The sequence below is a fragment of the Bradyrhizobium septentrionale genome (assembly GCF_011516645.4).
Classification (GTDB): domain Bacteria; phylum Pseudomonadota; class Alphaproteobacteria; order Rhizobiales; family Xanthobacteraceae; genus Bradyrhizobium; species Bradyrhizobium septentrionale.
In genome coordinates this window covers 423393-438294 of record NZ_CP088284.1, presented here as the reverse complement: position 1 = coordinate 438294, position 14902 = coordinate 423393, and the positions used below count along the sequence as shown (strand labels likewise).

Annotated in this window: 3 pseudogenes; 1 reads left to right on the top strand and 2 read right to left on the bottom strand. The window is 65.4% G+C overall.

The features are described 5' to 3' along the window. Window positions 1–280: 280 nt before the first annotated feature. A pseudogene (locus tag HAP48_RS01895) lies at window positions 281–10693 on the bottom strand (non-ribosomal peptide synthetase); the annotation flags it as partial. A 1173-nt stretch (window positions 10694–11866) separates the two neighbouring features. Then, window positions 11867–12121: pseudogene (locus HAP48_RS50615) on the bottom strand (formyltransferase family protein); the annotation flags it as partial. Between the two features lie 1508 nt (window positions 12122–13629). Here HAP48_RS50615 and HAP48_RS01885 point away from each other — a divergent pair. Next, window positions 13630–14897: pseudogene (locus HAP48_RS01885) on the top strand (IS256 family transposase). Window positions 14898–14902: the final 5 nt, after the last annotated feature.

Below are 14902 nucleotides of genomic sequence, written 5' to 3'. Positions count from 1 at the left end.
CCGACAAGCAGCTGCTGCAGCCGATGCAGTGCCGCGCCCCGTCGTGCCATATAGGTGATCGAACAACGGGCAGTCAGTCCAGGCGATCGTGATGCGCTCTGATCTTGGAGCGACCAAGGCATCGTGCTGTCGAGCGTAGCGTTCGGATGGCAGCACAGCACTTGCACCGTTTGCTAAGCGCTCCCCAGAGCTCCCAGGTGGTCGCGTCGAATGCCATCGGCGACGATGCTGCAGACAGACGTCCTGCGCTGAGTCTCGACAAGTCGTTTGCACCCAGCGACTAGACGACCAGGCTCCGATGCTCGGCCATGACGCCCTTGGGGGTGCCTGACGAGCCCGAGGTGTAGATCACATAGGCCAGATGGCGCGAGGTCAGGCCGAGCGCGCACGGGTCGGGATCGGTGGCCGGCAGCGCCGCCCAGGCCGGGCTCGCCGCCGCCAGATCCACTACCGTCAGATCGCGTAGCGCATCGGCGCCCAGCGCCGATCGTCCCGCCGCATCGGCCAGCAGCAGCGACGGCGCCGCATCCGCAAGCACCTGGCGCAGCCGCGCGCTCGGATAGGCCGGGTCCAGCGGCAGATAGGCCCCACCCGCCTTCAGGATCGCCAACAGCCCCACCACCATCATCGGACTGCGCTGTAGGCAGATCGCCACCGGCTGGTCCGGCGTCACCCCAATTGCGATCAGATGATGCGCCAGCTGGTTGGCCCGCGCATTGAGCTCGCCATAGCTGACGCGCTCCTCCGCGCACACCACCGCCACCGCATCCGGCGCACGGCGCACCTGGGCCTCGAACAGCTCATGGATGCACTGCTGCTCAGGATACGTCACCGCCGTCCGGTTCAGCGCCTCCAACAGGTACGCCCGCTCGTCAGGGGGCAGGATGTCCAGCTCCCGCACCGGCGTGGTCGGCGCCCGCTCCAGCGCCTCCGCCAGTTGCGCGAGCGTGTGCTGCATGTAGCCGCAGACCCGATCCGCTGAGACGCCCTCCGCCACCTGCGCCGTCAGCCCGAGTGCCTCGCCAAAATCCTCCACCGACAAGATCAGCGGATAGTTGGTGCGCTCCTCCCCGCCCAGCCATTCCACGCCGGACAGCGCATCATCGGCTGCGGAGGCGGAGATCGCCGCCGGCGTGTTGTGGCGGTAGTTCAACAGCGCGCTGAACAGCGGCGCCGGCGCCGCAACGCCGCTGCAGCGTTGCGCCAGCGCCAGCGAGGCATGCTCATGTGCGAGCAGCTCGGCCAGCCGCGCGTGGGTGGTCCGCACGCTCGCCTCGACCCCGGTCCCGTCCAGGTCAAGCCGCAGCGGCAGCGTGTTGATGAACAGACCCATCGCGCGGTCGCCACCCGCCCCGCCATGCATGCGGCCGAACAGCACCGTGCCGAACACCACCTGCTCGCGGTCGCTGCTGCGCGCCACCACCTGCCCCCAGGCCAGATGGCACAGGCTCGCCAGGCTCACCCCCAGCCGCCGCGCCTGGCTGCGCAATCGCGCGTTGAGCGCCTGCGGCAGCATGCGCCGCGCCTCATGAGCCCCGCGGCCCTCGCCGTGGACCTCGCTCAGCCCAAACGGCGTGGTCGGCTCAGCGATGTCCCCCAGCATCGTCCGGAAGAACTCTTCATGCGCCTCTGCACCCACGCCAAGCCGTGCCGCCGCCACCAGGTTGCGGAACGGCTGCGGGGCTGCCAGCTCATGCTCGCGTCCCTCCAGCACGGCCCGGACCTCGGCATGCATCACCTCCAGCGTGGTGTGATCCCCGATCAGATGATGCTGCAGCTCCAGCAGCAGCCAGCGCGCACTGCCGGGCTCGCGCGCAATCACAAACCGCAACAAGGGCGCCCGGCCAAGCTCGATGCGCTGCCGGCGCGGATCAAACCGATCCTTAAGCTGCGCGGCGCCAGGACCACCAGACCCGTCCAGCTCGACCTCGCTCACCTCCAGCGGCGCGTTCCGCCACACCACCTGGGCCGGGCGCGACAGCCCTTCCCAGACAAACGACGTCCTCAGGATATCGTGCCGACCCACCACCCGCTGAACCGCGGCAAGATAGCGCTCGAGCAGGTCACGATCGGCAAACGCCATCTGCGAGACCAGCAGGTACGGATCGCCCTTTGTCGCCAACAGATGATGGAACAGGATGCCGTCCTGCAGCGGCGACAAGCCATAAATGTCCTGGATGTTGCCGACGCCGCCCGGCACCGTGACGACGATCCGCGCGATCTCGTCCTGCGTCAGCTCGATCAGCGGCAGCATCTCTGGCCTGATCGCCGCACTCTGTTCGCTGATCAGGTTGGCCGGGACCGCCACCTCGTGATGACTGCCGAGGCTCGCGGCCAGATCCGCCAGCACGGGCTTTGCAAACAAGGTCCGCACCTCGACCCCCAGCGACCGCCGCCGCAGCCGCTCCATCAGCTGCACCGCCAAGAGCGAGTGGCCGCCCAGTTCGAAGAAGTGGTCGTGGCGTCCGACCCGCTCCACACCGAGAAGCTCGGCCCAGATCTGCGCCAGCGCCGTCTCGATCTCGCCCTGCGGCGGCGCGTAAGCGCGATGCGCATACGCCTCATCCGCAGGTGCCGGCAGCGCCTGGCGGTCGAGCTTGCCGTTCACCGTCAGCGGCAGCGCCGCCAGCCGCACGAACGCCGCCGGCACCATGTAGTCCGGCAGGTGCGCGCCCACATGCGCCCGCAACGTCGCGGCCAGCTCAGCGCCAGCGCCATCCGGCTCATCCGATCGAGCTTCAGGCGCGCACACCACATAGGCCACCAGCCGCTTCTCGCCGGCGCCATCCTGCTGCGCCACCACCACCGCATCGCGCACCCAGGCATGCTCGATGAGCCGCGCCGCAATCTCCCCCGGCTCGATCCGGAAGCCGCGGATCTTCACCTGGTCGTCGTTGCGGCCCAAAAACTCAAGATTGCCGTCCGGCAGGTAGCGCGCCAGATCGCCAGTGCGGTACAGCCGGTCGCCGTCCACAAACGGGCTGGCGATGAACCGCTCCGCCGTCAGCTCCGGCCGGTTCAGATAGCCGCGCGCCACCCCCGCCCCGCCAATGTAAAGCTCCCCGACCGCGCCAAACGGAACCGGCGCACCATGACCGTCCAGCAGGTACACCCGCGTGTTCGCGATCGGACGGCCAATCGTCTCGACGACAGTCTCTCCCCGTCGCATGCAAATCCAGGTCGAGTACGTCGTGGTTTCCGAAGGCGCGTACAGATTGCAGATCTTCTCGACCCGACTGCTCTCGAAAGCCTTCTCTATGAGGCCTGCCTGCAGCCGCTCGCCCGCCAAATTGATGACCCTTGTCGAGGGCGGCACGGCTTTGTTATCGACCAGAGCGGCGATCGCCGAGGGGACTGTGTTGATCAAGGAGACATCCAAGGACGTCTGCCCCAGCGTCAACGCACTTTCGACAAGATAAAGCGTGCTTCCTTGTGACAGCGGAACGAAGCACTCATAGATCGACAGATCAAAACTGATCGAGGTGGAGAACAGCATGCGGCTGGTCTCCTCCGCAAACACGCCGCTGCTCCAATGCAGCAGGTTCACGGTGCTCGCATGCTCAATCATGACGCCCTTGGGCGTTCCGGTGGATCCGGAGGTGTAGATCACATAGGCCAGATGGCGCGAGGTCAGGCCGAGCGCGCACGGGTCGGGATCGGTGGCCGGCAGCGCCGCCCAGGCCGGGCTCGCCGCCGCCAGATCCACTACCGTCAGATCGCGTAGCGCATCGGCGCCCAGCGCCGATCGTCCCGCCGCATCGGCCAGCAGCAGCGACGGCGCCGCATCCGCAAGCACCTGGCGCAGCCGCGCGCTCGGATAGGCCGGGTCCAGCGGCAGATAGGCCCCACCCGCCTTCAGGATCGCCAACAGCCCCACCACCATCATCGGACTGCGCTGTAGGCAGATCGCCACCGGCTGGTCCGGCGTCACCCCAATTGCGATCAGATGATGCGCCAGCTGGTTGGCCCGCGCATTGAGCTCGCCATAGCTGACGCGCTCCTCCGCGCGCACCACCGCCACCGCATCCGGCGCACGGCGCACCTGGGCCTCGAACAGCTCATGGATGCACTGCTGCTCAGGATACGTCACCGCCGTCCGGTTCAGCGCCTCCAACAGGTACGCCCGCTCGTCAGGGGGCAGGATGTCCAGCTCCCGCACCGGCGTGGTCGGCGCCCGCTCCAGCGCCTCCGCCAGTTGCGCGAGCGTGTGCTGCATGTAGCCGCAGACCCGATCCGCTGAGACGCCCTCCGCCACCTGCGCCGTCAGCCCGAGTGCCTCGCCAAAATCCTCCACCGACAAGATCAGCGGATAGTTGGTGCGCTCCTCCCCGCCCAGCCATTCCACGCCGGACAGCGCATCATCGGCTGCGGAGGCGGAGATCGCCGCCGGCGTGTTGTGGCGGTAGTTCAACAGCGCGCTGAACAGCGGCGCCGGCGCCGCAACGCCGCTGCAGCGTTGCGCCAGCGCCAGCGAGGCATGCTCATGTGCGAGCAGCTCGGCCAGCCGCGCGTGGGTGGTCCGCACGCTCGCCTCGACCCCGGTCCCGTCCAGGTCAAGCCGCAGCGGCAGCGTGTTGATGAACAGACCCATCGCGCGGTCGCCACCCGCCCCGCCATGCATGCGGCCGAACAGCACCGTGCCGAACACCACCTGCTCGCGGTCGCTGCTGCGCGCCACCACCTGCCCCCAGGCCAGATGGCACAGGCTCGCCAGGCTCACCCCCAGCCGCCGCGCCTGGCTGCGCAATCGCGCGTTGAGCGCCTGCGGCAGCATGCGCCGCGCCTCATGAGCCCCGCGGCCCTCGCCGTGGACCTCGCTCAGCCCAAACGGCGTGGTCGGCTCAGCGATGTCCCCCAGCATCGTCCGGAAGAACTCTTCATGCGCCTCTGCACCCACGCCAAGCCGTGCCGCCGCCACCAGGTTGCGGAACGGCTGCGGGGCTGCCAGCTCATGCTCGCGTCCCTCCAGCACGGCCCGGACCTCGGCATGCATCACCTCCAGCGTGGTGTGATCCCCGATCAGATGATGCTGCAGCTCCAGCAGCAGCCAGCGCGCACTGCCGGGCTCGCGCGCAATCACAAACCGCAACAAGGGCGCCCGGCCAAGCTCGATGCGCTGCCGGCGCGGATCAAACCGATCCTTAAGCTGCGCGGCGCCAGGACCACCAGACCCGTCCAGCTCGACCTCGCTCACCTCCAGCGGCGCGTTCCGCCACACCACCTGGGCCGGGCGCGACAGCCCTTCCCAGACAAACGACGTCCTCAGGATATCGTGCCGACCCACCACCCGCTGAACCGCGGCAAGATAGCGCTCGAGCAGGTCACGATCGGCAAACGCCATCTGCGAGACCAGCAGGTACGGATCGCCCTTTGTCGCCAACAGATGATGGAACAGGATGCCGTCCTGCAGCGGCGACAAGCCATAAATGTCCTGGATGTTGCCGACGCCGCCCGGCACCGTGACGACGATCCGCGCGATCTCGTCCTGCGTCAGCTCGATCAGCGGCAGCATCTCTGGCCTGATCGCCGCACTCTGTTCGCTGATCAGGTTGGCCGGGACCGCCACCTCGTGATGACTGCCGAGGCTCGCGGCCAGATCCGCCAGCACGGGCTTTGCAAACAAGGTCCGCACCTCGACCCCCAGCGACCGCCGCCGCAGCCGCTCCATCAGCTGCACCGCCAAGAGCGAGTGGCCGCCCAGTTCGAAGAAGTGGTCGTGGCGTCCGACCCGCTCCACACCGAGAAGCTCGGCCCAGATCTGCGCCAGCGCCGTCTCGATCTCGCCCTGCGGCGGCGCGTAAGCGCGATGCGCATACGCCTCATCCGCAGGTGCCGGCAGCGCCTGGCGGTCGAGCTTGCCGTTCACCGTCAGCGGCAGCGCCGCCAGCCGCACGAACGCCGCCGGCACCATGTAGTCCGGCAGGTGCGCGCCCACATGCGCCCGCAACGTCGCGGCCAGCTCAGCGCCAGCGCCATCCGGCTCATCCGATCGAGCTTCAGGCGCGCACACCACATAGGCCACCAGCCGCTTCTCGCCGGCGCCATCCTGCTGCGCCACCACCACCGCATCGCGCACCCAGGCATGCTCGATGAGCCGCGCCGCAATCTCCCCCGGCTCGATCCGGAAGCCGCGGATCTTCACCTGGTCGTCGTTGCGGCCCAAAAACTCAAGATTGCCGTCCGGCAGGTAGCGCGCCAGATCGCCAGTGCGGTACAGCCGGTCGCCGTCCACAAACGGGCTGGCGATGAACCGCTCCGCCGTCAGCTCCGGCCGGTTCAGATAGCCGCGCGCCACCCCCGCCCCGCCAATGTAAAGCTCCCCGACCGCGCCAAACGGAACCGGCGCACCATGACCGTCCAGCAGGTACACCCGCGTGTTCGCGATCGGACGGCCGATATGCGGCACAGCGTTGTCGCTGAAGAGCCGTCCTGAGGTCGCCACGACCGTAGCTTCAGTAGGCCCATAGTTGTTGATTAGCTTCAGAGGCGACAGAGGCCCAGGCACACGCTGGAGACGTTCCCCGCCAACAAGCAAGTACTCCAATCTGGAGTTGATGAGCTTATCTTCCAGCGCGAGTGTAGCCAGTGGCGTGATCAAAAAGGCAACGTCCAGCGATTGATCTCGCCACCATTGCAGCAGACGCAAGGAATCTGCAGCTGTCGCTTTGGGCGGCAGCTGCAATGTGCTGCGGTTGCATAACGCAGACCATAGCTCCCAGGTGCTGGCATCGAATGCCACTCCAGCCACGAGTGCGCAGCAGGCTTCTGGTTGCGGACAAAACGTTTGCACATGCCATGCGACAAGATTGACCAGGCTCCGATGCTCGACCATGACGCCCTTGGGGGTGCCTGACGAGCCCGAGGTGTAGATCACATAGGCCAGATGGCGCGAGGTCAGGCCGAGCGCGCACGGGTCGGGATCGGTGGCCGGCAGCGCCGCCCAGGCCGGGCTCGCCGCCGCCAGATCCACTACCGTCAGATCGCGTAGCGCATCGGCGCCCAGCGCCGATCGTCCCGCCGCATCGGCCAGCAGCAGCGACGGCGCCGCATCCGCAAGCACCTGGCGCAGCCGCGCGCTCGGATAGGCCGGGTCCAGCGGCAGATAGGCCCCACCCGCCTTCAGGATCGCCAACAGCCCCACCACCATCATCGGACTGCGCTGTAGGCAGATCGCCACCGGCTGGTCCGGCGTCACCCCAATTGCGATCAGATGATGCGCCAGCTGGTTGGCCCGCGCATTGAGCTCGCCATAGCTGACGCGCTCCTCCGCGCACACCACCGCCACCGCATCCGGCGCACGGCGCACCTGGGCCTCGAACAGCTCATGGATGCACTGCTGCTCAGGATACGTCACCGCCGTCCGGTTCAGCGCCTCCAACAGGTACGCCCGCTCGTCAGGGGGCAGCAGCTCAATCCGCCCGACCTCTTGCTGCGCATCGGCAACCATCGCCCGCAGCAGCGCCAGCAGATACCCCCGCTGTCGCTCGATCGTCGCCTGATCAAACAGCGCCGTGGCATAACCCAGCGTCCCGGCGATCACCTCGCCATGTTCGCAAAGGTTCAGCTCCAGATCGAACTTGACCTGATCGAACCCCTGCCCCGCAGCCTCCACCAGCAGCCCGGGAAGGTCGAAGGACGGGATGGCGTTGTTCTGCCAGGCCAGCATCACCTGGAACAGCGGGGTGTGATCAAGATGCCGTGGCGGCTGCACGATCTCCACCACCTGCTCAAACGGCAGGTCCTGATGCTCCTGTGCTCCCAAGGCCGTGCGCCGCGTCCGCTCCAACAGCTCCGCCACGCTCGGCGCGCCCGACAGGTCGAGGCGAAGCGCCAGGGCGTTGACGAAGAACCCGATCAACCCTTCGAGCTCGCACCGACCTCGATTGGCGCTCGGCACCCCGATCACAATGTCGTCCTGCCCCGACAGACGCAACAGCACCGCCGCCCACGCCGCCAACACCGTCATGAACAAGGTCGTGCCATGCTGCCGGCTCAGCCGCTTCAGATCCCGCGTCAGATCCGCATCGATCACGACAGGCAGGTTGGCCCCGGCAAACGACTGCTCTGCCGGCCGAGGCCGATCTGTCGGCAGCGCCAGACGGGCCGGCGCGCCAGATAGATTGTTGCGCCAATACTGCGCCTGGCGCTGCAGCCGTTCCCCCGACAGCCACTGCCGCTGCCAGGCGGCATAGTCCGGATACTGGATCGCAAGCGGCGGCAGCGGATCGTCCTGCCCAGCTACGAACGCCCGGTACAGCTGACTGAGTTCGCGCACCAAGACGCCCAGCGACCAGCCATCGGAGACAATGTGATGCTGGGTCAGCAGGAACACGTGCTCCCCATCCGAGGTGCGGATCAGGCGGCCCCGGATCAGCGGCCCGCGCGCCAGATCAAACGGCGTGCGCGCCTCTTCCCGGCACAGATCCAAAAGCGCCGCGTCCGCATCCGGCCTGTCCCGCAGATCGTGCTCGAGCACCGGCAGCCCCGCATCCGGCGGCAGCACCTCAACCCAGGGCTTGCCCTCCGGCGCGACAAAGACGCTACGCAGCGCCTCATGACGCGCCAACACACGGTCAAGGCTGCGCCGCCAGGCGCGGCGGTCGAGCACGCCGCGCAGCCGCAAGGCCAGCGGCACGTGATAGCTCGTGCTATCCTGATCCAGCTGCGCCAAAAACCACAGCCGCTGCTGCGCAAACGACAGCACAAGCGGTTCATCACGCGACACGCCGACAATCGCCGGCAGGTCTTGCGGACCGCAGCGGCTCAACATCTCGACAATGTTCGTCGCCAGATCGGCCAGCACCGGTTTGGCAAACAGCGCCGCCAGCGGCAGCGCTACACCCAGCGCCTGCGACAGCCGGCTCAAGAACTGCACCGCCAAGAGCGAGTGGCCGCCCAGTTCGAAGAAGTGGTCGTGGCGTCCGACCCGCTCCACACCGAGAAGCTCGGCCCAGATCTGCGCCAGCGCCGTCTCGATCTCGCCCTGCGGCGGCGCGTAAGCGCGATGCGCATACGCCTCATCCGCAGGTGCCGGCAGCGCCTGGCGGTCGAGCTTGCCGTTCACCGTCAGCGGCAGCGCCGCCAGCCGCACGAACGCCGCCGGCACCATGTAGTCCGGCAGGTGCGCGCCCACATGCGCCCGCAACGTCGCGGCCAGCTCAGCGCCAGCGCCATCCGGCTCATCCGATCGAGCTTCAGGCGCGCACACCACATAGGCCACCAGCCGCTTCTCGCCGGCGCCATCCTGCTGCGCCACCACCACCGCATCGCGCACCCAGGCATGCTCGATGAGCCGCGCCGCAATCTCCCCCGGCTCGATCCGGAAGCCGCGGATCTTCACCTGGTCGTCGTTGCGGCCCAAAAACTCAAGATTGCCGTCCGGCAGGTAGCGCGCCAGATCGCCAGTGCGGTACAGCCGGTCGCCGTCCACAAACGGGCTGGCGATGAACCGCTCCGCCGTCAGCTCCGGCCGGTTCAGATAGCCGCGCGCCACCCCCGCCCCGCCAATGTAAAGCTCACCCGCCGCGCCAAACGGAACCGGCGCACCATGACCGTCCAGCAGGTACACCCGCGTGTTCGCAATCGGACGGCCAATCGGGACAATGGCTCCATCAAAGCCAGCAGGCACCGGATAGCAGAGACTGAAGGTGGTGTTCTCTGTCGGGCCGTAGGCATTTGAGATCCGCAGCGTCGGATGTCGCTTCTGGCATGCTCTAACGGAAGTGACGGAGACCTCTTCGCCTCCGACCAGCAGTTGCTGCAGCCGATCAGTGCCGCGCCCCTCTGCGGTATAGGTATCGAACAACCGGGCAGTCATCCAGGCGATGGTGATGCCTTGATCTTGGATGATCTGGGCCAGCGTTGCTGTCGAGAGGTAGCGTTCAGGATAGAGCACAACACTCGCACCGTTTGCTAAGGCTCCCCAGAGCTCGAACGTGGTCGCGTCGAATGTCGGCGAGGATGCGTTGAGAAAGACGTCCTGCGGCGAGATCTCGACGAAGTCGTTCCCCGCCACTAGACGCACCAGGCTCCGATGCTCGGCCATGACGCCCTTGGGGGTGCCTGACGAGCCCGAGGTGTAGATCACATAGGCCAGATGGCGCGAGGTCAGGCCGAGCGCGCACGGGTCGGGATCGGTGGCCGGCAGCGCCGCCCAGGCCGGGCTCGCCGCCGCCAGATCCACTACCGTCAGATCGCGTAGCGCATCGGCGCCCAGCGCCGATCGTCCCGCCGCATCGGCCAGCAGCAGCGACGGCGCCGCATCCGCAAGCACCTGGCGCAGCCGCGCGCTCGGATAGGCCGGGTCCAGCGGCAGATAGGCCCCACCCGCCTTCAGGATCGCCAACAGCCCCACCACCATCATCGGACTGCGCTGTAGGCAGATCGCCACCGGCTGGTCCGGCGTCACCCCAATTGCGATCAGATGATGCGCCAGCTGGTTGGCCCGCGCATTGAGCTCGCCATAGCTGACGCGCTCCTCCGCGCACACCACCGCCACCGCATCCGGCGCACGGCGCACCTGGGCCTCGAACAGCTCATGGATGCACTGCTGCTCAGGATACGTCACCGCCGTCCGGTTCAGCGCCTCCAACACATACGCCCGCTCAGAGGATGACAAGAGTTCAACCCGCCCCACCGGCTGCTGCGCATCAGCCTTCACAGCACACAACAAATTCTGCAAATGCTGTGTCATACGCTCGATCTGATTGGGCTCCAGGCGACTTGCATCAAAGTGCCATCGGAAGCTCCCATCCAGAGCGCAAACCTCAAACGTTAGCGCCTCACCAGCCAGGGCCGCCTCAGAAATCGGGCTCGACGCTAGATCACCAGTGGCAGATCCGCCATTTACCGTAACCGTAACGCCAACCGGCCAGGGACGGCGCAATCGTAGCGCCTCCACACCGCGCAACGTCGGGCATCGCGCAATAAGATCCCGCGCAAAGGTATCCTGCTCATTCAGCTGAGCGAATTCTGCCGCGACCGCCGTGCGCGCCTCTACGAAATCATTATCAAGGTCGATGGTAATTCCCATCGGCACGACAGACGCAACAAGCACCTCGAGCGCTTTCACGCCGGCTCGCGATCCATTCGGCGCGGGAGTCCATCCCAATTGAAGCTCTGATTCCCCCGTGATGCGGGCGAGATAGACCAGCCAAGCAGTTAGCAAGAATTCCGCGCGATCACTGGGGGACAGCCCAAGCAACTCTTCTGGAATTCGCCACGCACTAGACTGCCATCTGAGCCCAGCCGCAGCTTTTGCAGACGGCAAAAAAGCAAGCTGGTATGTTTTGAACTTCTCAAGCCGCCCTCGCCAAAAACTCTCCCGAGGCGCCAACAATTCATGCGCAACCGTTATGCTCCGGGCCTCGTCATCGCTCAGAATCGGGAGGCGGCCGCCTACATCGAAACCAGAACGCCTCGCGACTGTCCGCGCGTCCAGAGCCTGACCATCTGAGCTGCCAAACCAAACATCAACATCCTCTGTGCCTGTCGCGACACGCCAATGGCTAGGGTGGATTTCAACTAGAGACCCCGCCGCAAAGCCCGAGCTCCCGGCCGTCACCTCCAAGCGCCTGACGGGGACGAAGTCATCGCCTACAAAAACCTTGGACAGACCCAACAGATTGGCATGATAGGGGCCAAAGTCCAAGGCACGTGTCATCGCTGCCAGACCCTGCGCTGGTCGATCCCATCGCAGACAACCCGCAGCATCTGGGCGGCGACGTTTCGGGAAAAAACTTCGGTCCGCTAGCGCCTGCGGACGAGCACCGAGCTCTCCATTTGTTAAGCCAGTTAGAAGCTCGCGGAAGCCCTCGATAGCAGCCTCATAACATCTGAGATTCAGCGTCAATGCCGTATCACTCGGCGCAATCAACACTTGGCGCTGTACTACCAGCTCACCAGTATCAACCCCATGAGCGATACGATGCCACGTGATGCCATGTTCGGTCTCCCCGGCAAGAAGCGCCCAGGACGTCGCATGGGTTCCTGCATATCGCGGCAATGGACCGTCATGGTAGTTGAAAGCGCCTTGACGGGCTCGCCCAAACACCTCCGGCGGCAGCACGAACGGATTAGCAACGGAAAAAATCCATTCCACCGGCTCGGCCTTCAGCAACATGGAGAGCTCTTCAACGCTCACCACACACAGGATATTGGCGCGAGCGGCCCAATCGGCGAATGTAGCGTCGGCACACAGCGCCGCGCGGATGTCGTGACCCATCTCCTTTGCTAGCTGCAAGCACCTTATGGCTAGCGTACCACTACCAACAAAGACGCTAGAATAAATTGACGGAGTTGCAGCCTGCTGCCTGCTACTGTCGCTTGGCCCGTAAGCATCTGTGCGCATCGGAGGAGACTGATGTACTATCTTCATCGCTCAGCCAATCCGTCGCGTAGGTTGAGCAGCTCCACCCAAGGCGCCCGTACCATAGAGACTTGGACCTGCCGCACTGGTCAGGATTTGATCGAGAGCTGCCGCGTGAACGCTCATCGAATCCGACCAACTTAGAGAGCTACCAGCTCGAATAACGACAGCGGCGCCTCCGCGACCAAGCGTCATTCGGCCGGACCACTTAACAGTGCAGCGTCTATGGCGGTGAGTTGACTCAGTCGAACAAGCTTCATCTGACTGTGCGGGCGGGTCACCGCGGGACCGCCATGGCCCCACAAATCCTTCACCGTCTCATAGCAATCCGCGTGCCACAAAGAAGCTTTACAAATCCGGGTTGAAGAGCGAAAGAGCACGTGCTTTTCGCCGCGGCGCCGAAATACTTAAGCCTCAGTGTCCAATTTCGGACATAACGTCTTCAGCTGGACATGGCGAAACATGACGACTTCAAACTCAGAGGGTTGCTTCTCGTGCCGAACTCGGACATCTGCCTGAGGGGGATCTTCCGATGGCGACTCATGATCGAACGCTTGACGTTGAAACACCAAGTGTCACGCGATCTTGCGGTATGATCTAATGTTATTGGGCGGCCGAGACGCGGCCTGTCAATCGGGCCCTTTGATTGCTGCATATAGTCAAGCTTCCACTTTTTGGCTCGCCGACGACACGACGGTAGCGCCCGTGCCGTCGGAGCGGCTCAGGGTTGCAGAGACGGCGCCGGCGCGGCTGAGATTATGATGCTTGGATCGGCCTATAGCTGCCCCCATGAGCCAAAGCGCCCATAGCGTGCGTGCTGTCTTATTCACTATCGCCACCTTCATCGGCCGACACTTGACCAAACTCATGATCCATCCCAGCTGCGATTCGCCGTCAACGCAGATCGAGCGCCATTGGATTAACAGCGTGCGCAACTAGGAGTTCGGCGTTTGCTGATGCCAAGCAACTTCAGGTGCCCGCCCGTAGCTGTTTGTCGAGGAACCCATCCAAACCAGTCGGCAAACTCGCGTCACGTAACCGCTTTGGCATCGGCAATCATCACGACAGTCGCTGTGGCCGTGAGCAGACCGAACCAGGAATCGCCGCGAGCCGCCCGGCATGCATCATTCAGTTTGTGTCAGTCACGCCGCCGGCGCTCGATGGTCCCGTCGCGGGGTTGGTTGGAATTGAAGGTGGCGTAGTCTCCGAGGTGATCAACCTCGAATCATCCGGCGTTGGAGCGCCGGACCGGAGACCACGCCATGAGCAGCAATATCACGAAGACGCATTCGCCGCAGTGTGGAGACGAGGCGGCTCCCCAGCTTTTCGACGATTGGTTCGATCCGATCGAAACTGCGGTGCGGGAACGAGCGGGGGAATTCATTGAAGAATTGATCCGCAGCGAGCTCGATGTGGCCCTTGCGCGCCCGCGCTACGAACGCATCAAGATGGCCAGCCGCGAGGGGACGGCCGGCATTACGGGGCATCGGCATGGCAGCCGACCGCGGTCGCTGACCGGCAGCTTCGGGCCGATTGAGATCGCGGTCCCGCGCGCGCGGCTCAACACGGCCGACGGCAAGACCACCGAGTGGAAGAGCCAATCGCTGCGGGCCTACCAGCGCCGCACGCTGGCCGCCGACGCGCTGATCGCCAGCTGCTACCTGGCCGGCACCAACACGCGCCGTGTGCGCCGGGCGCTCAGCGCTCTGTTCGCTGGCGCAGTCGGCAAGGACACGGTGAGCCGGGTGTGGCGCAAGGTGAAGAGCGACTGGGACGCCTGGAATGCCCGCTCGCTGGCCGCGGAGCCGATCGTGCGATTGATCCTCGACGGCACCGTGGTGCGGGTGCGGCTCGACCGCAAGGCGACCGCTATCTCGCTGCTGGTCATCATCGGTGTGCGTGCGGACGGTCAGAAAGTGTTGCTCGCGATCAAGAGTATGGGTGGCGAGAGCACCGAAGCCTGGCGTGCCCCGTGCTCGACGATCTTATCCGGCGTGAGCTGCGGCGGCCCGAGTTCCTCATCGTCGACGGCGCGCCAGGGCTTGAGGCTGCGATCGCCGCGGTATGGGACGGCGTGCCAGTGCAGCGCTGCACGGTCCACAAGCACCGCAACCTGTTGGCGCATGCGCCCGAGCGCCTGCATGAGGAGATCACCGCTGACTACAACGACATGATCTGCGGGGCGACTCGCGAGGAGATCGAGGCGCGGCGCAAGGCCTTCATCCGCAAGTGGCGGCTCAAGCATCGTGCGGTGGCCGACAGCCGGCAGGAAGCCGGCGACCGGCTCTTCACCTTCACGCGACTGCCGCCGAGTCAATGGAAGAGCGCACGCACCACCAATGCAATCGAGCGGCTGCACGAAGAGTTCAAGCGACGGATCAAGACGCAGGCCGTGTTGCCATCAGCGGACACCGCGGCAATGTTGTTCTGGGCTTTGCTCGCTTCCGGCCAGATCAACATGCGCAAGGTCGACGGCTGGAAAACGCTGGCCACCAAACCCATCGATCAGCCAATTGACCTCGCCGCGTAATCAGA